21 protein-coding genes are annotated in these 23,042 nt (G+C 47.9%); 7 read left to right on the top strand and 14 right to left on the bottom strand.

Annotation, left to right across the window (positions count from 1 at the left end; translation table 11 throughout):
* On the top strand, positions 1 to 657 hold the full coding sequence (locus tca_RS02455) for an NTP transferase domain-containing protein (protein ID WP_286709100.1): 657 nt from the start codon (positions 1 to 3) through the stop codon (positions 655 to 657).
* Positions 658 to 742: 85 nt separating this feature from the next.
* On the opposite strand, the gene tca_RS02450 is transcribed toward tca_RS02455, so the two are convergent.
* From tca_RS02450 to tca_RS02410, 9 genes are all read right to left on the bottom strand, one after another.
* Positions 743 to 952: a hypothetical protein gene (locus tag tca_RS02450; RefSeq protein ID WP_115892307.1), complete on the bottom strand. Its 210-nt coding sequence runs from the start codon at positions 950 to 952 to the stop codon at positions 743 to 745.
* 20 nt (positions 953 to 972) lie between these two features.
* Entirely contained in the window at positions 973 to 1,659 is a 687-nt protein-coding gene (locus tag tca_RS02445) for a DUF169 domain-containing protein (protein ID WP_286709099.1), read from the bottom strand.
* A 9-nt stretch (positions 1,660 to 1,668) separates the two neighbouring features.
* Positions 1,669 to 1,851, bottom strand: coding sequence for a hypothetical protein (locus tca_RS02440; RefSeq protein WP_010876164.1), 183 nt, complete (start codon positions 1,849 to 1,851; stop codon positions 1,669 to 1,671).
* A 101-nt stretch (positions 1,852 to 1,952) separates the two neighbouring features.
* The gene (locus tca_RS02435) at positions 1,953 to 2,654 is read right to left on the bottom strand and encodes a hypothetical protein (RefSeq protein WP_286709098.1); all 702 of its coding nucleotides are present in this window, start codon (positions 2,652 to 2,654) and stop codon (positions 1,953 to 1,955) included.
* A 141-nt stretch (positions 2,655 to 2,795) separates the two neighbouring features.
* On the bottom strand, positions 2,796 to 3,344 hold the full coding sequence (locus tca_RS02430) for a pseudomurein-binding repeat-containing protein (protein ID WP_286709262.1): 549 nt from the start codon (positions 3,342 to 3,344) through the stop codon (positions 2,796 to 2,798).
* Between the two features lies 1 nt (position 3,345).
* Positions 3,346 to 4,044, bottom strand: coding sequence for a PsbP-related protein (locus tca_RS02425; RefSeq protein ID WP_286709097.1), 699 nt, complete (start codon positions 4,042 to 4,044; stop codon positions 3,346 to 3,348).
* A 31-nt stretch (positions 4,045 to 4,075) separates the two neighbouring features.
* Positions 4,076 to 4,390 carry a DUF4064 domain-containing protein gene (locus tag tca_RS02420; RefSeq protein ID WP_286709096.1) on the bottom strand — a complete coding sequence of 105 codons (315 nt, stop codon included), beginning with the start codon at positions 4,388 to 4,390 and terminating at the stop codon, positions 4,076 to 4,078.
* Positions 4,391 to 4,407: 17 nt separating this feature from the next.
* Entirely contained in the window at positions 4,408 to 4,914 is a 507-nt protein-coding gene (locus tag tca_RS02415) for an FxLYD domain-containing protein (RefSeq protein WP_286709095.1), read from the bottom strand.
* Between the two features lie 33 nt (positions 4,915 to 4,947).
* Positions 4,948 to 5,274, bottom strand: coding sequence for a DUF2085 domain-containing protein (locus tag tca_RS02410; protein ID WP_048175340.1), 327 nt, complete (start codon positions 5,272 to 5,274; stop codon positions 4,948 to 4,950).
* Between the two features lie 496 nt (positions 5,275 to 5,770).
* Here tca_RS02410 and tca_RS02405 point away from each other — a divergent pair, with 496 nt between their 5' ends.
* Both tca_RS02405 and tca_RS02400 read left to right on the top strand, forming a co-directional pair.
* Positions 5,771 to 6,364, top strand: a complete 594-nt coding sequence (locus tca_RS02405; protein WP_048061223.1) for a CRISPR-associated transcriptional regulator Csa3 — start codon at positions 5,771 to 5,773, stop codon at positions 6,362 to 6,364.
* A 99-nt stretch (positions 6,365 to 6,463) separates the two neighbouring features.
* A complete protein-coding gene (locus tca_RS02400) occupies positions 6,464 to 7,294 on the top strand; it encodes an ATP-binding protein (protein ID WP_286709094.1) in 831 nt (276 codons plus the stop codon).
* 97 nt (positions 7,295 to 7,391) lie between these two features.
* Here the strand turns inward: tca_RS02400 and tca_RS02395 are convergent, their stop codons facing one another.
* The 3 genes from tca_RS02395 to tca_RS02385 form a co-directional block, all read right to left on the bottom strand.
* Positions 7,392 to 11,822, bottom strand: a complete 4,431-nt coding sequence (locus tca_RS02395; protein WP_286709093.1) for a cobaltochelatase subunit CobN — start codon at positions 11,820 to 11,822, stop codon at positions 7,392 to 7,394.
* Positions 11,823 to 11,996: 174 nt separating this feature from the next.
* On the bottom strand, positions 11,997 to 12,410 hold the full coding sequence (locus tca_RS02390) for an ARPP-1 family domain-containing protein (protein ID WP_353681341.1): 414 nt from the start codon (positions 12,408 to 12,410) through the stop codon (positions 11,997 to 11,999).
* Positions 12,367 to 12,681, bottom strand: coding sequence for a cobaltochelatase subunit CobN (locus tca_RS02385; RefSeq protein ID WP_286709091.1), 315 nt, complete (start codon positions 12,679 to 12,681; stop codon positions 12,367 to 12,369). The genes tca_RS02390 and tca_RS02385 overlap by 44 nt, the downstream gene beginning before the upstream one ends.
* Positions 12,682 to 13,000: 319 nt before the next feature.
* Here tca_RS02385 and tca_RS02380 point away from each other — a divergent pair, with 319 nt between their 5' ends.
* The 3 genes from tca_RS02380 to tca_RS02370 all read left to right on the top strand — a co-directional run bounded on the left by tca_RS02380 (position 13,001) and on the right by tca_RS02370 (position 17,328).
* Positions 13,001 to 13,678 (top strand): NosD domain-containing protein, encoded by a 678-nt coding sequence (locus tag tca_RS02380; RefSeq protein ID WP_286709090.1) that lies wholly within the window; start codon positions 13,001 to 13,003, stop codon positions 13,676 to 13,678.
* Positions 13,679 to 13,689: 11 nt separating this feature from the next.
* On the top strand, positions 13,690 to 16,350 hold the full coding sequence (locus tag tca_RS02375) for a NosD domain-containing protein (protein WP_286709089.1): 2,661 nt from the start codon (positions 13,690 to 13,692) through the stop codon (positions 16,348 to 16,350).
* A gap of 219 nt (positions 16,351 to 16,569) precedes the next feature.
* Positions 16,570 to 17,328 carry a hypothetical protein gene (locus tag tca_RS02370; protein WP_286709088.1) on the top strand — a complete coding sequence of 253 codons (759 nt, stop codon included), beginning with the start codon at positions 16,570 to 16,572 and terminating at the stop codon, positions 17,326 to 17,328.
* Positions 17,329 to 17,793: 465 nt separating this feature from the next.
* On the opposite strand, the gene tca_RS02365 is transcribed toward tca_RS02370, so the two are convergent.
* Entirely contained in the window at positions 17,794 to 18,786 is a 993-nt protein-coding gene (locus tag tca_RS02365) for an ARPP-1 family domain-containing protein (protein ID WP_286709087.1), read from the bottom strand.
* A gap of 247 nt (positions 18,787 to 19,033) precedes the next feature.
* Here tca_RS02365 and tca_RS02360 point away from each other — a divergent pair, with 247 nt between their 5' ends.
* Complete coding sequence (locus tag tca_RS02360) at positions 19,034 to 22,516, top strand: UvrD-helicase domain-containing protein (RefSeq protein WP_173402626.1); 3,483 nt, start codon at positions 19,034 to 19,036, stop codon at positions 22,514 to 22,516.
* A 26-nt stretch (positions 22,517 to 22,542) separates the two neighbouring features.
* Here the strand turns inward: tca_RS02360 and tca_RS02355 are convergent, their stop codons facing one another.
* Positions 22,543 to 23,010, bottom strand: a complete 468-nt coding sequence (locus tag tca_RS02355; RefSeq protein WP_286709086.1) for a hypothetical protein — start codon at positions 23,008 to 23,010, stop codon at positions 22,543 to 22,545.
* Between the last annotated feature and the right edge of the window lie 32 nt (positions 23,011 to 23,042).

Below are 23,042 nucleotides of genomic sequence, written 5' to 3'. Positions count from 1 at the left end.
GTGATCTCAGCTGTTGTTGCTGCAGCCGGCAGGGGAAGCAGGATGATGCGGGATATGGCTGAACTTGGCCTCGAATCGGTCCACAAACTCCTGCTCCCCCTCAATGGGGTGACCGTCATAGAGGCCACAGTCAGGGCTGTCCTCTCGGCGGGGGTTGATGAGTGCATAGTCGTGACCGGCCACAGGGCAGGGGAGGTTGAGGAGGTCCTCTCAGGCATGGATGTCCGTGTGGTGAGAAACGAACCACCGGATGTTCCCCTCTCAGCGTCACTACTGAGGGGTGTGAGGGCCGCAGGGGGGGACATAATCCTCTGTGCTGCAGGGGACCAGCCTGCGGTATCACCTGCAACCCTCAGGAGGATAGCTGAACATGCTGATGGGTCCACGGTTTCAATCCTTGCGAGGGGTGAGAGTGGCTGGCTTGATAATGCCAGGGGGATCGGCATGCCCCTTGCAGCAGGTGCTGATCTTCTCAGGGATTACCTGCCCCTTGGGGATGGCAACATAAACCCTCTCCTCTGGATGATGCTGGAGGACGGTGTGAGGCTCTATGGTGTGGAGGCCTCTCGCCCCATTGAGCTTGTGAACATAAACCATTACAGTGACTACCTGAGGATAAGAGACCATTTTCTCAGGATTAATGCTGATGGAAAGTAGTAGGGTTATCCTTCACCAGAACAGCGGTATTATGGAAAAACTAGAGTTATTTTCATTCCCCAGAAAAAAATAGAAAGGTGGAGACCTAGAATTTCTTTTCCTCGGTCTCCTCTTCAAGTAGATCCAGACGGTCCTCAACCTCCTCGAGGAGTTTACCAACGTTCCTGAGGATCTCAAGGGTATCGTAGATCCAGTTGATCACAAGTTCCTGGTCTGCCTCACCCTCATACTTCTTTATCTTCTCCTCAAGGTCGGCAACGTCCTCAAGGATCTTGAAGGTCTTCGTCTCAACCACTTTATCACCCCCATGATGGTCTAACTTATGGCCTCAAGGGCGTTAAGGACACATCCTATGTTTTCCCCGTTGAGACCGACAATGAGTTCATCGTCCCGCACACCCGCGTACTGCCTTGATCCGCTGCATCCCATGGTTATATTGGGTCTCTTCCTCATGTATGGCCCTGCAACGGCATCTGCACAGAGGGACTGTATACCTGAGAAGTCTGCCTCAACACGGCCACCGAGGGTGTATACGAGGGCCTGTGAGATCTTCATTGCCTGGGCAGGGTTGCAGATTATCACTATGACGTCAGGGTCGAATGTGGCCTTCTCGAGGGGAGCGTAGACTGCTGCATAGAACCTGAGGTCAACGGATGGTATCATATCGAAGGTCCTCTTGGCTGATGCAAAGCTTGCAAACCGTCCAAGGTCATAGTAGAACTCTCCTGTTTTGACCTTCTCAGGGGCCTCATCGATTCCGAGGGCATCGGCACCTCCCTTGCATGCCTGGGCCTCTGCGGTGGCATAGAATACCTCACCAGCTGCAGCCATCTGGACCATTTCACAGTGCCTTGCTGGTTTTCCTATCTTTTCAACACCCTCAGGGAGGTCATCCTCCCTCAGAACGAGTTTAATTGCCACCGGGGATTTTTCAAGCCCCAGCAGCTCCTTCAGTTTTCCTGAGATCTCATCGTATCCATTAACACCGCACACATCAATCATTGGATCACCTCAATCAATTATCTTCACGGGTTTACCGTACTGGCGCTTCTCAAGATGGCCACAGTCACGGCACCTGTAGATCACCAGGATGAAGTCGCCCTCTTCAGGGTAGGTCTCATCGACCTCATCTGCGATGCCGCCGCAGACACTGCACCTCACCCTGTCTGGCTGGTCCATTCTGTAGTGTATCATCGACTATAATATTTCATCCACCACGTATATTAATCTGGTGGTGGTTTTCTCAAGGGACCTTCGGTGGTGACTTCCTGATTGATATGGTGGTGGCTGTTCTCTCAGGTGAACATGGACACGTCAAGTGATTCGAGTGTCATCAGGAATTCCCTGGCGTTTTCAAGTGTCCTGGATTGGTCCTGGTACATGTAGTTTTCATAGAGGATTGCAGGTGTCCCGTTCCTTATCAGGGGTTCTGTCACATAGGCCGGGCTTGTCTGCGACTCCGGGAAGTGGTAGGATAGCCAGCTGATCCTCGATGATAGTTCCAGTGCTATCCTTCTGCTCCTCTCCTCAGGGAGTGGTGTGAATACGAACCTCCTCATGGCGTAGTTGCCCCTGTTGGAGTGGACATCAACGGCAAGGTCGTAGTCTCCGGCCGAGATGTCAGGGACCACGTACCTTCTTGCGAGTATCTGGCCAGCCATCCTCCCCTTCTCATAGTCTGATGGGGCCCTGGTTACATTCACATGGTAGATGACGTACATGTACCTGAGGCTGTCGGAGTTCTCCTCCACAGCCTGTATCATGGCACTGTGGGCCTTCGCCTCCAGGGGGTGGACGCCGGTTATGATGGCTATCCTGATGGATGAATCATGGTTACCGTAGGGTCCCAGCCTTTCAACGGTGCCAAGTTCATCCGAGCCGATGACATCATCTGGAGACTCATGGATGCCCTGAGAGGGCGCAAAGGGGTCCATAAGGTGGTATGTTGCAGTAATCAGGGTTAAGACAAGTAGCGTTAAGATTAGTTTCCTTCTCAAGTTATCGCATCCCTCTGTGATTCTGTGGGGTTCACAGTTATTCTTTCTGGTTCTGCTCTACGCACCTATTCAGATAATCTCTGATCTGTCAGTAACAGGATTTATGGGTATCCCCTGTTAAAAAAATAATGGAATGGTTCTTCAGAGGCTTATGATTTCAGGGAGCATTCCTGTCCTCATGTATTCAAGGAGGACCTCCCTGAAGATATTCTCTGCAAGCTCTGGTGTTATATCAGGTGAACCCTCCACGTATATCCCCACATGGTTGGGGCTTCTGTCATGGGATTCCATCCATGTGTAGGTGCGCTCTGCCATGTCAAGGTACTCGCTCTCTGTGAGGGTGGCGGTGTCAAGGTAGCCGTAGGGGTCCTCCGGTCCCCCGTAATCCCTGACGTGTATCATGCCAGTGTCATTGAATCCTATCATTACCACGGCCCTCGAGAAGATGTAGAGGCGCTGTGGTCCGGTGAAGTTGAAGCCCCTGTAGTTCACGGTTCCATTGCGAGGGTCCATCTCTGCAAGCTCCAGGGCGGCCTGGAGGTTGAGGTAGTATCCATCATCTGTTTTTTTGATGACAGCCTCTTCAATGGCACCTGAAGTGCTGCCGGTGTCCATGAGCTGCAGTGCCACCGCTGCCCCGGCGAGGATAACCATGACAGCCACAATTACCAGTATGGTCCTATCCGACACCTCAATCAACCCTGAAACTGTGTATTATGGTATCTATGTCATCCTGTATAAGTGATAGGTCATCGGTTGTGCAGAGGATATCATAGGCATAGTCTCCTTCAATGAAGACCACATACTCCTGTTCACCTCCATCACCCGCATAGTAGTATGAGGATCCTATGATGTAGGCCCTGTTGCCGTCCACTGCGGTCTCCTTAACGTAATTCACCTCATCACCATCTTCATAAAGGACTTCAATCCAGATGTCCCTGCGGGTCTCAAGGTCGAGGGTGTTTGGTTTACGGTATACACTAAGAATTGAATACATGCCCTGCTGATATGACTCAAGGGAGACAACCTTGGTGTCGTCACTCGTATCGGGTGTGTATATGTTCCATGTGTCTGGATAGCTGAACGAGATTCCGCTTCCCTCAAATGTTTTTGTGCTGGATGCGCCTGAAACGTCAGCTGCATCGTTATCATAGACTGTTGCATCATCATAATTAACATCGCTGTAACCGGACGGCTCTGTAAATGCACCTAACAGTAGAATCAGGGCCAGAATGGCAAAGGGTGTGATGATAAGAAACTTTGAGGATCTGTTCTGTTTTTTCCACCATCCTTTAATCCCGTCTTCATGGGGAAGCTCTGATCCACATTTTGAACAGAATGCTGCACCATTCCTGTTTTCTGATCCACATTTCGAGCAAGTTTTCAACACGATACCTCCATATAAAAAAATTGGTGGAGCCCTACCTTATGAGGGCAAGGACTCCTGCGATACCAAGGAAAACTGTGCCTGGAATCGCAAAGGCAGATATGCTTATGAGGAGCCATACTGCACTTATTATGAGTACAGCACCACCCCTGCGGGGGTTATTCCTCACATACACAGATCCTATGATACCCAGAATTGAGGCCAGAATTGCACTCATACCCAGGTACAGGAGTTCGGTTCCAAATACCGAGAAAACAATGGCAAAAAGTCCTCCGAGTAAACCGAAAATCCCGCCTATTATTCCAAGGACGAGTTCCAGTGTCCTTGATGTTTCTGGAGTGTCCGTCATATCCGTTCACCTCCCATTTAAACATTCACTGTTGTCCTGTAGATGGCTGAGCTATCATCCGCTGCCAGTGAGTCAAAGATCATAACTTCAACCTTGGAGGGGGTCCCTGTGTCAATAAAGTCAACTGCACTGAACTTAACTGTCTGCCCTGCCTTGGCATTGTTTATGTTCCATGCCAGAGGGTCATCATAGAGAAGGTTCCCCTCTGAGTCGTACCACTTCAGGTGCATTTCAAGGTAGGAGAAGTCAGTGCTGGGAGTGATCTTTCCCTTCACAGAGTAGCTTCCATACCCCTCTGAGACAACCTGAAGGTCCTCAACCACGATATCTGATTCAGTTCCTGTGGCTCCAGAATTCTCGTATCCTGTGGACCCAGAACTCTCATCTACTGATTCTACTCCGGTCTGAGAATTATCCGGGGCCATCATTCCAGCTATCGCAACTACCAGTATCATACCAAGGCACAGTGCCCCTATGAGGACGCCGGCCTTGGTGGCTGAACTCTGTTCCTTCCACCAGCTCATTTAAAATACCTCCTCTTTTTGATCCATTGAGTATCAGAGGTGGAGTATGAGATGTTTGAGGACCTTTGTGAGCACTGCCAGTCCAATACCTGCTGGCAGGCCAGTTGAGAATCTCAGAACATTGTTGCTTTCTCTGTAACCCATCAGCTGGGTGAATCCGTCAATGAATGTGGGGATCACAAGAAGCAATGCCAGAAGCACAGTGGCTGCTGTGTACTTCACAGGTATGAGGAATGCATACAGGAAATAGGTGAATGCCCCCAGGTATATGCCGGTACACCTTGAACACACAGGAAAGTAGTGCCCCCTGAATGAAAATGTTCGCTCTGGTTTTCTGTGACATATATATTTAAATCTCATACCTAACACCACAGTATAAAATGTATCAATGGATCTAAAATTTAATTAGTGAGTCATTATATTTAAATTTTAACATTTTTTATTGACAGAACATTATTTTATTTACACAGCAGAGAAATTTACCTCATGGATAAGATATCAGCTTCGTTAACTTCATTATACCATCCTTGACTGTGGAGTTTTTTCATCAGGATTAACATACCAGCCCGCTTAAGTTCAGTATACCATCCCCAGATGTGATGTCATGATCATTAAAAATCCCCGCATCTCCAGAAATGAATGAAACAATTCAAGATAGACACGATGGTTCCATGTAATTTTAAATTTATTTCTGAAAAATGCTCCGATATTTAATAGAAGAAAGCGGTTTTTATGAATGTAAAATCAAGGTAGGAAAATTATATATAGAATAATCAGAGAATATACCTTTAACTGTAATGAATTGTTTTCCGTGAACAAAAATTTGGGATAGGAAAACTGGAGGGATGTGATAATAATGGATACCACACTGATATCCACGATATACTCCATTGAACCCGTGATGTTCTGCATAACACAGTTCTCACCGCGAAAGGTGGTTCTACTCAAGGAGGACAAGGCTCCACGGGAGAAGGAACAGGTGGAACAGGTGCTCAGGGACACACTCGGTAACTTCGTGGAGATAACAACCTTTGAGACGAGCCTCTACGATGTTGTGAGCATTGCAAGGGATATGGTTGAGATCATAGACGAGGAAAGGGCCCATGGAAGGCGCGTGGTTGTTAACATAAGCGGCGGCAGGAAGACCCAGGCACTCGGAGCACTCTTTGGCTGCTACGCAAGGAACCATGACGTCCAGCGCATAGTCTATGTGACCGAGGAGGACAATGAACTGATAGACCTCCCGATACTGAGCTTCGGCATATCCAAGACAAAGAAACAGGTCCTTGAGGAGCTCAAAGCCGGCGAAAAATCCGTTAAAAACCTTGCAGTCAAGATAGGTATAAGCAGGGGCATGACCTACAACCACATAAGGGAACTCCGTGACATGGGGTTCATTGACCGGGAAAAGCTTGAGATAACCTCTGCGGGTGAACTTGCAGTGCTCTAGAACAAATTAAGTTTGAGATAACATCTGCAGGTGAACTTGCAGTGCTCTAAAACATGAATAAGTGTCATCATGCCCATAATTCCCTTAAACAGGACTGAAGTGTTTATTGGAAGGGCAAAGGAACTTAGAAGGATCAGAGAGGGCCTCAATAATCCAGGATTCGTTATTGTAACAGGAAGAATGGGGTCCGGAAAAACAGCTATTTTTAGGAAACTCCACGAGGAAAACCCCAGCAGAACAACCCTTATCGATATGAGGTGCACCGATATAAGGGAGGCCCATGAGGGGATACCCGACTTCAGGAGAATAATGGTGATGGCAAGGACAGTTGACTGGAATATACTCATAGATTCCATGCCACAGGAGGTATCAGCCTTCAGGGAAGCCTTCAAGATGAATCATATGTACGACATGAGATGCGCCGTCTCCATGAGGTACAGCAGGCGCTTCCTGCAGGAACTTGAGGAGGAGATACCGGGCGTGGCAGTCATCAGCATACCACCCTTCACAGAGAGGGAAACAGAGGACTACATCCAGAGGAAGGCGCCCACATTCAGGGCCACGGCCGCAGGCATGAAGTACATACATGGACTCACTGAGGGACTGCCCCTCTTCATTGACAGCTTCCTGAACGTCCTCTCAGATGGGATCATATATGGCCCGCTGCTGCTGGAGGAGAACTTCAGGGCCAAGTTCCAGCAGATCGCATTTCCATGGATGGCTGAACTATCACAGCTGAGTAAGGGTGAGAAAAGAATCCTTGAGGATCTAACTGATGCTCCAATACCTCAGAGGGATGTGGAGGCTGAGGAACTTGAGAAACTCGAGTTGAGGGGCCTTGTGGAGCTCAGTGGAGGGGAGTGGTCCCTCACAAGTGAACTCCTGAGGCGTGTTCTGACGGAACTCAGGAAACAGTTCGGGTGCATCTAGCAATGCTCAAAGAAGGGGTTTTCAGGGGCTGGTATTGATTATTTTTAAATACAATGGAATATCAGGTTTAGAATTACATTAAAAAAAGAATTTGGGGTTATTTACCCCTGAAGTAACCGAATCCGACCAGCAGGACAAGTGTCACAACCCCGAGAAGTGCATAGATCGGGACCTGACTCTCTGCTGAACCGCTGCTGTTTGAGGCTGAAACCTCATAGGCCTTCCCGGTTTCGCCCTCCTCACCTGCACTGGATGATGACCCTGCAGCTGCATTTGATGGGCTGGATGTCCTGCCTGTGGTCCCTGCGGGACCTGAAGCAGGTTTGCCTGTCTCACTGACTCCACCCCCATTCACTGAGCCTGGCTGTGAATCATCAGAGCCAGGTACATCAATGGATTTCCCTGTGGCTGCAGCCACTGCAGCTGCAAACTTCTTGAGGGATGCCTGGTCCAGGGATGAGACCTTCACCACCCAGCTGTTGAAGACCATGTTTGCGCAGGTGTGGTGGCAGCAGACAACACCGTACTGTCCTGCGAGTTCAATGTAGCGGTTTGCGAGATCCCTGACCATGGAACTGTCAGCACTCCAGATGTTTCTCCTTGCAGCTTCAAGGACCCATGCAATCATGGACTGTGTTGCGGTTGCCTCATAGCCCTCTGATGCCCTGAAGCGGTCACTGAGAAGGTTCCTGGCGAGCTGGTCCCAGAGTTCATTGCTAACACTGCCGGTTGTAACTGCAATTCCAAAGACGTTCTTGTACCTTGAAGCGTATTCCAGCCACCCGCTGGGTGAATTGAGGAGCGAATCCATGTACTTCGGGTTGAGTAGCTGGGATCTGATCTCAAGTTCAATCTCCTCAGCCACAGTTCTCACTGTAACCGTGTTCCTGTTCCTTATATCGATAAGAGCTGTATCTGGATTACCTCCCAGGTGCCTTGATGCAAGGACCATACCACCGAACCAGTCATAGTAGTCGTCTGTGTCCATCAGCCTCCAGGTGCTGTCGAGGTTCTGTGTCACCACGTTGACCTTACCCAGCAGGTACTGGAACGTGGCCCGGTTCTGCTGTATATCAACGCCTCCAGGGGTTGACCTCCAGGCATAGGATACCCTTGAGAGGTAGACATCTGCGAGCTCACTGCTTGTGTTCCACCTTGAGGTTGCAGGTGTCATATCAGATACGCCTGTACCCTCAAGTACGAGTCCCCTGAGACCGAATACACGGTCAAGGGATCCGCATTCACTGTAATGTTCTTTCACATAGTTTTTGGTGTCACTGGCTGAAGCTGCCAGTTCAACAGCCTTATTCATGAGGTCTATCCAGAGCTGATTACCTGTAACAGCTGTTACGAAGACGTCTATACGTGGTCTTGGGATCTGAGTGCCGTTAACTGTTATCATGAGTTCTGATGCGTTCATTAGGACCGGTGTCGGGTTGACATCACCGTTGCTGTTCCACTGGGGTTTAACTCCAAGGAGGTATAGGAACTCTGCGATGGCTATTCCGTCGGTCCTCAGGAGTTCAGTGCCCCACATAACCATACCTATGAGTTCAGGGAAGCTGCCGTGCTTCTGGTAGTACTCTGCAAGCAGTGAATCAACTATCTTCACTGCGGTATCCCATGCAGCCTTTGTCGGCATCTTCCGGGGGTTTGTTGAGTAGAAGTTGGCACCTGTGGGGAGGACGTCACACCATGCAGGGTCCCCTGCAAGTCCCGGTCTTATGAATCCACCTGAGAGAGCTGCAAGGATGCTCTGCCATTCGGTGTTTCCACGTATCTTCATGATGGTGTCACTGATGAACTCAAGGTCCGTGGCATTTATCCCGTAGGGCACCGTTCCGTTTATGATGCTGCCTATCCATAGACGTGCAAGGTTCTTCACTGAGGTTATCTCGTCACTGTAGCGCAGCGGATCCTTCAACATTTCACTGTAGGCTGGCAGATCCGGATAAAGGTGTTTTCTGATATTTTCAAGGAGATCTGACCGGGATGAGGCTATCGTGAGAACCTCCTCCAGGAGCTCATCACCGTCAAGGACCCTGCCGAGGCTGTGGAGCCCGATGGGTATTATGTCTGACTCTATCTCATGTAGACTGAGGTGGAGCCTCTCAAGGGCCTCTGTGAAGTTACCGGTCATGTTGAAGCCCATCTTTGAGGCCTCCGTCTTTATCCGGGATTCCAGGGCAGGGAGTATCTGGCTGTTACCTACCTTAAGGGCGTTCTCGTACTGGTGTATGAGGTCGTGGATCTCAATGAGTTCACCGTAGAGGCCGCTCTGGACCATTGCCGGTGTCATGTGGTCGATGATAAGTGCACCGCTACGGTCCTTTGCAACCATACCCTCACCAGGGTTTGAGACTATGTATGGGTATATGTTGGGCAGACTGGTGAGCTGGAAGGGCCAGTCATCCTCCATGAGCCCTATCATTCTTCCAGGGAGGAATTCGAGGGTTCCATGGGTTCCGAGGTGGACCATGGCATCCGCGCCGAGGACCTCATCGATCCAGCGGTAGAAGGCTATGTACTGGTGGTGGGGTGGCAGATATGGGTTATGGTAGTCTGTCACCTCATCCCAGCCACGGGCCGGCTGGACAGTTATGAAGATGTTCCCCAGCATCAGGCCTGGTATGACGATGGACCCGTTCACTGTCATTATGCTGCCCGGTGCCTGGCCCCAACTTGATATGACCTCTGAGCGCAGTTTCTCCGGGAGGGCGTTGAACCATTCAAGGTACCTCTGGATGTCAAGCAGCTGACCGCTGGCTTCCAGCTCCCTTCTGTGCTCTGAAACATACCTTTCAAGGAGTGGCTGGGCCCATGTTCCCTTATTACCGAACTCTGAGACGATGGTGTAGAGCTCCTCAGTTGATGGTATCCTGTCAACCATGTAGCCGCTTTCATTGAGCTTCACAAGGAGTTCGTGGAGGCTCCTGAAGACGTCAAGGTATGATGCTGTGAATCCATCCTTACCAGGGGGATAGCTGTAGAGTATCACCGCAATTTTCTTCTCTGAGTTTTCAAGTTCCCTGAGCCTGGCCCATGCATTCGCCAGTTTGACTATCTTCTTGATCCCTGACTGAACCACGACCTCATTCTGTGATGAATCGGTGTATGATACAACTATGGGTGAGAATACGCCCTCAAATCCGGGTATTGTGACCTGCCAGGTCCACTCGTACTGTGCACCCATGGGGTTTGTGAGGCTTGAGTTGCTGTAGAGCTGCACAGCCTTCAGGACAGGCAGGTTGATCCTCTCAAGTTCGCTTAGGGCCCCGCCGGATGGCATGTTTGCGTAGTTCAGGGACCATGAGTAGAGGGATATGATGGCGCTTATGTTACGGTTCAGGGGGCCCTTACCGTTAACACCCAGTGTGAGCTCCTCCAGGAGTGAACTCACCGCAGGGCTGGTGGCGCCCTGGTAGAGGTTGAAGGCTGCCCTTCCCTGACTCTCGGCCTCCCTGATTAGGGCATCCACTGTGCTTGATGGGCTGTAGCTTACAATAACGATGAAGGGTCCTGTGATGTTTTTGTTTGCAGTGTACCAGTTCTCGAAGTCTCTGTAGACATCGGCCCTCTGGTTTTCTGCCCATGATGAGAAGTTCTGATCTATCCACCTTAGGCTGTCATAGGGTGGGATGAGTCCAGGGTTGCCCTCTATCCAGGCCCTTATCTGCTCCCTGGTTGCCGCGACGCTCATAACACCACGGTCAGGGTGGTAGAGTCCCCAGTCCGGGGCTGCCATAACAGGGCCCTGGCCGTTCTCCACGGGGTTGAATGTGGTCTCACCCATGAGGTACTGGATGTACTTCACCATGTTCTCAAGGTTCTCCCTGGCAGCTGTCCCTGATGCGAGGGCATAGTAGCTTGCAATGTAGGTGTTCTCGATGGTATCGGGGGTGTCATTGCCGGGTGTCCCTCCAAGGAGGTTCAGCCCCCTGCCTCCCCAGGGGTCGCTGTCTGTATCTGTGGGGTAACCGAAGGCCGCTGCTATCATGTTCCTCTGGTTTGCAGGGCTCCTCAGAAGGTAGGGGTACCATGAGTCGCCCCATCCTGTGCCGGGCATGGCCATGTCCAGGTAGGCGAAGTTCACGTACTCCATTATCCAGTCGTTTGCTGCTGAGGATGGGTCCCACATGTCATGGTAGATTATCCTGCGGTTCTCCATTGACCTGAGGACGCGGCCCTTCTCTGGAACTGAACTTATTATGGCTATATCTGGCATGAAGGTGTGGTTGATGGTGCATGAGCCGTTGATGGTGTAGCTGGCCGTCCTGTAGCTGGAATACTTTATCTGGACAACCGCAGGGAATGTGTCGTTGAAGTTGATTCTGTATGAGCCATCCGGCGCTGTCCGTGTTTCATTGAGGACCGATCCGTTATGTATTATGGTTACAGTGGCGTTTCTGACTGGTAGCGCACCTTCCAGGGTTGTGTAGGTCCCTGATGTTTCATTGTAGATCTCCGTGACATGTCCTGTCACCTCAGCTGCACTGACAGCTCCTGTGAGTGAGACTGTTAATATCACTGCAACCAGTGCAATTAATCTCCTGATAATTTCACCTCCCTTTAATTTTATTCAAATTTACTTTAAGGAAGGCAGTATTTAAAATTAACTTTAATTCTTATAAGGTAAAATTTATATGATGGGTTTGAAGGGTAATGGGTGGACCTGCTTGTGGTTGTTTCTTATCACAGCACGCTAACCGGTCTTGCTACAATCATTCCCCAGGCTGAAGAAAACAGAGTGCACCACCTCACTCCTGTATGTGAGGGCTGAACCGGTAATGTGATCTGAGGTGTACCTGTGGTCTGTACCGTAACCTGGGGATGGATAGCTCTTCTCATCTGCACCCATTATCTCCTCAATGAAGCTACCCGGCTCTATGGCCCCATATCCGACCCTCTCATGCAGCATGGCCTCAATGGCATAACTTCCTATGATCCTGTCATGGAGCCTCCTGTAGGCCTCAGTTCTTGAGACAAATTCGAGTCCAGCTATCGTCCCGTTTATAGCTACAAGAACACCGTTCTGGTCTTTCAAGGGTTTGAATGGGTTATAATGTTTTACATTAAAAAAGGAACTTGTGTTTATTTTTTCTGAAGTGAAGGACAAGTGTCACAACCCCGAGAAGTGCATAGATCGGGACCTGACTCTCTGCTGAACCGCTGCTTTTTGAGGCTGAAACCTCATAGGCCTTCCCGGTTTCGCCCTCCTCACCTGCACTGGATGATGACCCTGCAGCTGCATCAAATGCTATGTACTGGTGGTGGGGTGGCAGATATGGGTTATGGTAGTCTGTGACCTCATCCCAGCCACGGGTCGGCTGGACAGTTATGAAGATGTTCCCCAACATCAGGCTGGGTATGGTGATGGAGCCGTTCACCCATTATGCTGCCAGCCGTCGAGGGCCCCCGCTGGTGGGAAGGTTTGTGTAGTCCAGGGACCAGGAGTGGTGGTGCAACATTTTAAATATGACGGTTAATGAAGTATGAGGTTAAACTCATCACATAAGATGGAGAGTTCATGCAACATTTCCTATACCTGGGATAAAGCTTGGTTTTTTGTTATTACATTTTTTGAATTTTTTTGAATTAATTAATAATATTAAATAAATAGAAAGTATTATATATGCTTTATAATAATAAATTTAATAATAAATTTTGAGATGTTATTATGAATAAAATTCAAGGACTCTTATATTTATGGGATTGTTTGTGACCATCTTTGCAGTAGCAGGGATAGCTGTAGCAGCTGACGCAACAAGTCAGGATCGAACGGTTTCCATGCAGCAATCAAAAAATGACTCTGTTTACACAGCTTCCCAAGGTACACGGGAGCAATATGATGTAAATGGTACTGACAATCCAGAGGTGATGGAGCAGGATAATACCTCAAGAATTTCGGATCCAAAAAATATTAACACAGGAATAAGTTATACGACCATCCAGGCAGCTATAGATGATCCTCTAACTTTGGATGGTCATACCATAGAGGTTGAAGCTGGGACCTACACAGAAAATGTTGTCGTTAATAAAAAGCTTACAATAAGGCCCTTTTCAGGTGAAGTAGTAACTGTTCAGGCTTTGGATCCATCAAAACCTGTTTTTACCATAACAGCAGCTGGAAGTGGTTCAACCATTGAGGGTTTCACAATTAACGGGGCAACAGGTTCATATGGGATTTATTTGGACTGTGCAAACAACTGTACAATCAATAATAACATCATAACTGGAAATTGTTATGGGATCTACCTGTATAACTCTTCGAACAACAAGATCGCCGGAAATATGATAAAGAACAATGAACGGGTATCTACATTCCAGCAGACTGTACGGACTGGGAAGAGTATGCAGATTATTATAATCTCTACCAATATCTAGGTGATCCTGAATTGGAACCAATATGGTGGGATGAATACTGGTTCTACCAAACTCATTACTCAGGAATATCCTCCACATCCTTAAACAACAGGATATCAGGAAACAACATAAATGACAATAACTATGGAATTTATTTGCAGAGTGATGGTTATTCAGGGCATGATGGCGATGATAATCATATAATTGAAAATAACATCGTGTCCAATGATTACGGGATTTACGTCTATAACTCTGCAGGAAATGTTCATTTTAACAGAATAACTGAAAACTATTTTGGACTTTACATTGATAAGGGTAGGATTAATGCGACTAATAACTGGTGGAGCTCAAATAACCCAGCATTTGTAGTAGAACCGTGGTGGAGTCGAAACGATCCAAATTATGTAGCCGAACCATCTGATATTTACATAACAAGAGAATATTATGATGGGTCATGGCGTGATAGCTGGCCATCAGGGGAAGTTGAATATGATCCATGGCTGATACTTCAGATGAACGCTTCACCAGATCAGATATACAACTTAGGTAATTCCACCATCACAGCAGATTTGACCCATAACAACATAGGAGAAGATACCTTATCTAAAGGCCATGTCCCGGATGGTATTCCAGTCAAATTCTCCACCAACATGGGAACTATCACAACCCCAGTGTATACAATGAATGGTAAGGCAACAGGCACTCTTTTGCTGGAAAACATCTTATCAGGCACAGCTAATATCACGGCCACGGTTGACAAACAAAGCGTCTCTGCCACTGTTACAAGGATACCGGCTAAAGGCATCCTGACTATTAGGAGCACAGCGCTGGATCATAATTCAGGGCATTGGGAATTTAATTGGGATGCGTTTTGTGAACTTGAGGAGAAAGCGTGGGCGGAGCTTGGAATGGGTATAGATGAGTATTGCTATATGATGTATGGGGATCCACTTGCCTATGATGAACCCGGGTTGATGCCAGAATTGTGGGACTACTGTTATGATCCGTTGACTTTGAGTTATGAGATTCCCTTGAATGATCCTACCATTTGGGTTAGTGTGCTCTGGAAGGAAACTGGAATGTTTAGGGAAGAAGTAGATCTTATTGTTAATGGAAATGTAGTGGCCAGTAAGACCGTATTTAATGTGGCTTACCTATATTACCGGCATTCCTATTCTGAGAATGTCTTTAAACAGATTCGCTACATTAATCAATTGTTTTTAAAGCCTATAGAATCTAATCTTCCATTACAGTTGATTATCGCAAGCAACCCCCAACTTTGGAATTTTACGGATAATCAGCTGGAAGATGGCATTCTTGCTTTGGTTAAAGAGCAAAATAATTTCACAGATAGTGAGATTGCTTTTATTAAGAACTATCGTAGATACTTTATAGATCCTTTGATAATATCCATATTCTATCCTGGAAAAAGTGCCCAGACGATAACCATCACTGATCCTGACGATGGTGAGACTTTAAACCTTAACTTTCCAGGTAATCCTATTTTAAGGGTAAGTCCAATGGTATACATGAATGGAGATGGATATGAGGGTGTTAGAAGCTTCGCAATTGCCACCACCAAAGTAACTGATAGTGTGGTGCAGTACTGGTTGGATAAAAAATCACTTTACCAACCAGGGGCAATGAAAGCAGCCTATGGAACATTCCTGACTTCCCTCTTAATGATTAAATGCCACGATATGGTAGCAGATCAAGCTGCGGCTAAATTCAATGTTACCTGGACTAGAACCAGTATGGCGGTGTTTTCAGTGTGTGATGATGCTCGGGACACTTACCTTACGGGGGAGAGTGATCATGGTATGGGTATGACCGTAATTGGTGCACCAGAGAATGTTTGGGCCTTCCGTTTTGCTTGTTCATTGGCTTATTCTCCACTTGAGCATTGGGTTATGTCATCTATTATGCCTGTTAACATGACAAGTCCTTTCACTTTACAGGTTAGTTCAGTGACCATTGGTTTATGCTATAGGATTCTTAATGGTGAGATACCAGAGATGTTCATGAGCAACGGTTACATTGTCTTTAAAATGAAGGGTAAAGATGATCTTATCCTTTTGCTTGACCCTGAGACTGGAATTGTTCGGGATATTATGACTAGCTTGTGTGGTGTTTACTGTTTCCATGATCAGATTACCGACCGGAGCATTCAGTTGGCGGAGAGTTTGAAGAGTAATCTGAATGTGAGGCCGGATGATTATGATTCAATTAGTGACGTGTCTATTTCTCTGGGTAGTATCGTTGCCATGTTTGGAACAGCTGTTTCTGAAGGAAAAACTATTGTAACAGCGGAACTATTATCACCACTGCTATTCCTATTAATACCCCTAAAAATACTCGACACTCTTAAACCAGGATCTATAGCAGAATCCGAGAGAAATGGGCTGTTTAACAGCACCAATTACATCCTACCACTTATGTCGCAGTATTGGGGAGAATCAGGACCATCACAATGGTTTTGGGATACATTAAAAGAATCATTAGAAAAATATTATCACGATATAACTCCATCACAATCGGATCTAGAAAAAGAGCAGCCAGCAAATTTTATGGGAAGTTCAATGACACCCGATGGTAATTTCATGATTTTTGTATATGGTGGTGATGAGGAGATGATAGTTGGTTCCATTATAAAGTCGTTAGAACTCCTCCTAATAATGAGTGCTGGGTTATAGAATGTTCTGTAGTTTATTACATTGGGGATAAATCATATAGAGAAACTCAATATGCTGTTCTGCTACCTGGAAGATCTATTTCAGTATTATATGAGGGTGATCAGCATACATTTAAATTTAAAATACCTAAAAATCAAGGAGTAATAATTGAATCTTCTACAATAACTTATTACTGTTTTCAAAAAATGACAAATAGTAATATTTAATGGAGGTAACTTAATGGACATTACAGTAACAACTCGTGCTTATTATCTTTCACCAGCTTATTTGCTGATCATTGTGGTATCAGTGGGCTTTATTTATCAATTGATTCGCAACCAAGAATATAAAAACACACTTCTATCAAGCACCATTATCGGAATCATTATTACATTGTTATTAGTTCCTTTAGATAATCTGATGTATTTTTTCTTTCACATGGGTAAGTTTGTAGCTCTGGTAATTCTAGGAGGATTTCTTGCTGTTGGATTTAAAAAGTTAAGAATTATGAAGGAAACGGAAAATTTCTATGCATTTCTTGAAAATGAATCAGAGGGTCATAGGAAATGGTGGTCTAGTGAAAGCCCCAGAAGTCAAGCCATCGCCATTTGTAGCGCTTCCTTATTGGGTATTGTTCTGATAATTAGTACAGTTTGCCTTTTAAATCCCGCTGAGAGTTCGGTTCTACTTGGTCTTAATTTTGATCCTTCAAATGGATTTGTAAATGCGGGTTATACTGATAATGGAGAAATGATTGTTTTTGTAGCTAATAACACTACACAGTGCATTTTAAATGGTTCTTCAGAAGTAAATGCAACTGTTAGAATCAGTTCAAGTGATCTAGGGATATATAACCAGGAGATACCTCTAGATACAAGAAATAGATTTATATATAAACTGGAAATCCCAAAAAATGTTTCCATTATCAAAATCACATTAAACGCCACTAAATCCGGGAAAAAAAATAGATCGATAAAATTCTTCATTAAAAAGCAATAATAACAGAAGTTCCATATAATTTCAAATGGTTACAGCGCAGACTATGGGGCCATGTATGCCATTGTTTATGAAGGTGTGAGAGGCTTCGCCATAGCCACAACCAGAGTAACAGATGGAACTTTAAGGTACTGGCCGGATAAGAAACCTTTATACAAACCAGGTCCCCATGAAAGATGCTCCTTCATGGCAGCCCCTGCAACGTTGTGGTCGCATGATAAGTTGGCGGATGAGATGGTCCCTCAACTAGATTTATCTTCTTTGATGCTTTCCTGAAGTAGAGCATGTAGCTATTGGATCAACAGGATTATCGGTTAATTCAACGCTTGCAGCTATCATATCTGGGATTTCTGAGGGTAAATTTTTTGAGATGATTAGAGATGGTAGCATGGTGACTATAATGCTAGAAGACAATCCCCATTCTAAAATTGTCATTGATACATCTACTGGTTGGTTTCTTTAACGGAATCAATGATTTCTGGTATTGCTGCAATCATTCCTCAGTCTGAAGAAAACAGAGTGCACCACCTCACCCCTGTATGTGAGGGCTGAACCGGTAATGTGATCTGAGGTGTACCTGTGGTCTCTACCGTAACCGGGGGATGGGTAGCTCTTCTCATCTGCACCCATTATCTCCTCAATGAAGCTACCCGGCTCTATGGCCCCATATCCGACCCTCTCATGCAGCATGGCCTCAATGGCATAACTTCCTATGATCCTGTCATGGAGCCTCCTGTAGGCCTCAGTTCTTGAAACAAATTCGAGTCCAGCTATCGTCCCGTTTATAGCTACGAGAACACCTTTCTGGTCTTTCACAGGTTTGAATGGTCTTTTGAATTTGTTGAGTTTATCTGCCTCCTTCATGTAGGCGTCCCCCAGTGCCCAGGTCCCTGATTCAGTACCTGTCCTCCTGTGGAGCCTGTTCACCTCATCCCATACTATCCCCTGGTTTGAACGGTAAAATTCCACGGCTCTGTCCTCAGGTGCCTGCTCTGATCCCGAATCCAGGATGGGTCCGGCCATCCCTTCCAGGTTCTCTGTAACTGTCCGCGTCTTTGTAAGGCGGACATTCAGGGCAGCAACCCTCCCCGGGTCCCTGAACTCCTTTGAGGTGTAGGACCACCTTGCCTGTTCAACACAGCTCACAGGTATGATGGTCCCGGATTCCTCAGGTAATAGAACTGTTGCATTGACCACACGGTTCTGCTTGCCACCCTCGAGTTCCTCACCATCGATTATGAGCACGGGTTCTGAGGAGCGGTTCACTGCACGCACCTGCGGTACCGAGCCCGACTCATCAACCTCCCCTATCCAGAGCACCTCCCTTTCCATGGCCTCTGATAATGTAAGATAGCTCAGACTTCCCCCGGGAGCCCGGACAGGTATGACCTCCATGGGCCCTGAAACCTGGGGCTTCAGGAACTCAAGTCCATTCAGGTACTCCCCGACGGTCTCATTCATAACATCACCTCTAAAATTATCGATACCCACCCCTCATAGTCTGAGTATGACATGATAATGTACATTAAAATTATTGAATATAAAGTTTTTTGTTGGAGCCATCAGCCATTCACTTATTCACAATAATTTTGAGCTTAATGTTAAGTTATTCTCAATAATTTCAGTGGAGGACACCTCATGGAGAATTCAATGGAAAAACTATAAAAGTGGATGGAAACGATAGAATAACATTTATGGGGTGCCATTCATGACAGGGGAGATTCAGCTCACAGATGAACAGCGCAGAGCAGTTGAACACTTCACAGGACCCCTCCTGGTGGTCGCAGGACCCGGGGCAGGGAAGACCAGGATCATAGTGGAGAGGGTCGCCCACCTCATGGATGAGAGGGGTGCTGAACCATCATCCATCGTCGTGATAACCTTCACCAGGAAGGCCGCGGATGAACTCAAGGAGAGAATAATCAGACGTGTGGGTGGAAGGGCAGAGGAGATGCAGATATCCACAATACACTCCTTCTGCAACCGCATACTCCGGATGTACCCTGACCATCACCCCCTCGGTTCAAACTTTCATGTCCTGGATGAGGAAAACCAGCTCATGTTCATATACGAGCACAGGGAACAGCTGGGACTCGGCAATGTACAGAGGGAGAGGTTCCCCCGCATCCAGGCCTTCTTCAGCGAGTGCCAGGAGAACATGGTCGACCTCGAGACCCTGATAGAACACCACAGGAGGACAGGGGCCAGGAAGTTCGAGATGACCGTTGCAGAGGCCTACCAGAGGTACCTCAACCTCATGGACGAGGCCGGGCTGCTTGACTTCGCAGGGATGCAGTGGAGGGTCGTCAGACTCCTTGAAAACGACAGGAAGGTCCTGGATGACCTCAGGTCAAGGTACAGGTTCCTCATGGTGGACGAGTACCAGGACACCAACCCCATACAGGAGAGGTTCCTTGAACTCCTTGCGGGAGAGGAATGTAACCTGTTCGCTGTTGGAGACGAGGACCAGAGCATCTACGGTTTCAGGGGATCCACCCCTGAGAACTTCCTGGGCTTCGAGAAGAAGTACGGTGCCGAGGTCGTCATGCTTGAGAAGAACTTCAGATCGGTCCCCAGCATAGTTGACGTCACCCAGCGGTTCATGGATGGTTACAGGAAGTACCCCAAGGACATAAGGCCCGTGAGGGACTCAGAGAACAGGGTATTCATCCTGGACAACCCCACACACCAGGATGAACCCTCCAACGTGGTCGAGATAATAAGGGCCCTCGTTGACCATGGTGTCATCCCCCACCAGGGTTACGTGACCCTCCTCTTCAGGAGCGTGAAGCACGATGCAGTGGAGATAATGAATGAACTACGCAGGGAGGGCATACCCTTCAATGTATACGGTGAGGGAGGCTTCTTTGACCGGGAGGAAATACTCTACATCATGCACCTCCTCCACCACACCCGGAGGGAGAGGAGGAAGATAATCAGAAAACTGAAATACGAACACCTTGAGGGCGAGTTCATGGACCTGACCCCCGGCAGCGTCAACCTCATCCTGGACATGGATGAGGAGGAATTAAGGGGTCTCAGGGAGTACAGAGAATTCAGGGAGGCGGGATTCACAGACCCCGATGACATCAGGAAACTCGTGGCCCTCAACAGCCTCATAGACAGCGACCTCGGAGTTCTTGAGAGGTACTACGAGATCCTTGAACTGACAGAGTACCCCCACAGGCTCCTTGAGAGGGGTGATGATGAGTCAAGGGAGAAACTCTACAACCTGGCAAGGTTCAGCTCACTCATAAAGGACTACGAGCGCGTCTCCTCAGAGCCCTGCGTGGAGGGCCTAATGGAGTTCATAAGGATGGCCATGTCCCGCGGGGTCAAGAAGTACGACCAGATACTCCTGGAGAACCCCTACTCTGTCAACATGATGACAATGCACAGGGCCAAGGGCCTTGAGTTCCCGGTGGTCATAATCTGCTCGGTGTTCAATGGGAAATTACCCAGGAAGGTCCAGGGGAGGAGTGAACTCGAATTACCTGAAGAACTCCGGAGGAGCACAATAAGGAGTGATGTGATGGAGGAAGAGGAGGAAGAGGAGGAAGAGACGGAAAAGGAGGAGAGGCGCCTCTTCTATGTGGGGATGACCCGGGCCCAGGACATGCTCATAATCTCAGCAACCGGGAACCACAGGGGCCGGCTGGGTTACTCAGAGTTCATAGAGGATCTCATTGAAAGTTCAAGGATAACCAGTGACAGGCTCGGGAGGATAGACCCCGAGGATGCCAGGATAGAGATCATAAAGAACAGCTGCCAGGTGGAGGACATTGAGACCAGGGAGATCTTCAGGATCAGCTTCACAGAGCTGAACACCTACCTCACATGCCCCTTCAGGTACATGCTGCTCTATGAGTACGGCTTCGACGTTCCATCAACCAGGGACCAGCTCTACGGTATGGCGGTCCACGAGTGCCTCCGGAGGATAAACAGGCGCCTGATGCGTGGAGAGACGGTGACAGATGATTACCTTCAGGAACTGGCATCACATGCCCTCAGAGACATCGAAATGTCCCCTGATGGATTCAGAGCCTTCATATCAAAACTAAAACGCTACCTTGATGAGATAAGGTCCCGTGCATCAGAGATAGTCTCTGCAGAGAAGCCCTTCAGCATACTGAGGGACTGCTTCATGATAACCGGTCAGACAGACCTCATCATAAGGAACCTTGAAGGCGGCCTGGAGCTGGTGGACTTCAAGTCAATGTCAGGGTCGGGTATACATGCAAGGGACATCGAACTCCAGCTGGGAGTCTACAGGCACGCACTGAACCTGGACTTCGACGGCTTCCTCGCCTACACCTTTGAGGATTCAGAATGGCATGAAATAGAACCGACAGAGGACATGGAGGGGCTCCTTGAGGATGTGGCTGAGAGGATAAGACGTGAGGAATTCCCTCCAAGGGAGAACGAGCTCTGCAGTCTCTGCATATTCCACTCCATCTGCACCTCCCTCCATGGAAAACTGGAGGCAGGATCCGGTGAGGAAGATGACCTCAGAAGGGCATTCAGGGCTCTTGACCCTGAGGACATGGATGGCTATGTGGAGGCCATTGAGGGGATCACAGGATACCTCAGGGACTCATCTGATCCGGAGGTGAGGGCCAGGGCCGCAGATTACATTGGAGAGGCAGGGGATGCTGTGGCCCTTGATGCGCTGAGGGAGGCCCTCAGTGACCCTGAGGAAGGGGTCAGGATAGCTGCCAGGAGGGCCATTGAGAGGATAAAAAAGGCCCAGAGGGCCCTGAAGGAGAATTACAGGACACTCATATGTGGGAGGGACTTCTTCAGGCCAAAGAAGATCCACACCCGGGAGGGCCAGTTCGTGGTCTGCCGCGTCTGCGGCCACTCAAAGTTCCTTGAGGATGGAGTGGAGGAGGTTGTGGGTATAATAGGTGATGAGGAATACTCATGGAGACAGGAAGACAGGTTATTCATCAGTATGTGGGATGAGGAATCGAAAAGGGCGAGAAACGCAGACATCGACACCCTGTGGGTCACAGATTCCGATAACATGGACTATGGGTGGGCCATAAACGCTGTATATCAGAGACTCAAAAATGATGTGACAAGGGCAAAACCCCTCAGCGAGATACCGGTAACAATCAGGGGAGACCCTCAGATATCTGAAGAAGAAATAGATATCCTCAGAAGGTTTGGGGAAATAAGAATTGGATAGAGGGGATCAACATCCGGTAAACCTGATCAGGACTTCACCCTGAAGGAGTACTTTATGAGGTCAAAGCTCTTCAGATCACCCTCAAAGTCATCCCTCCCTGCACGGCACACTATGGCGTAGCGTCCGCGTGGCGTGCTTATAATGGTAACCCTCACCATGCTCTCATTTTCAGGGTAACTGAACTCAACTCCAGGGTAACCCCTCAGGCTGATGTTCCTTTTATCAAGCACACCCTCAGGAGCGGGATAACTGCAGTTCAGTTTCAGCTTCTCGACTGTGGCCACCGTCTCAAGGCCTCTTTCGGGGTCTGTAACCGTCACAGCATATTCGTAGTAGGTATCCACATCTACTGGCGGGTGTATGAAGGAGACCTGACGCCAGGATGCAGGGTAGTGGAAGATGATTTCATGGTTCTCAAAGACCCTGTAGCCGTCGCCGAGGCATCCTGAAACGGCGACTGAAAAAATTAAGATGAGGAGTACCCTGTGTTTCATTTCTCCTGTGACTCATCTGGGTTGCAGTTCTG

Origin of the sequence: Methanothermobacter sp. EMTCatA1 (genome assembly GCF_002356395.1) — an archaeon.
GTDB classification, from domain to species: domain Archaea; phylum Methanobacteriota; class Methanobacteria; order Methanobacteriales; family Methanothermobacteraceae; genus Methanothermobacter; species Methanothermobacter thermautotrophicus.
This window is presented reverse-complemented; position numbering and strand designations above follow the sequence as displayed.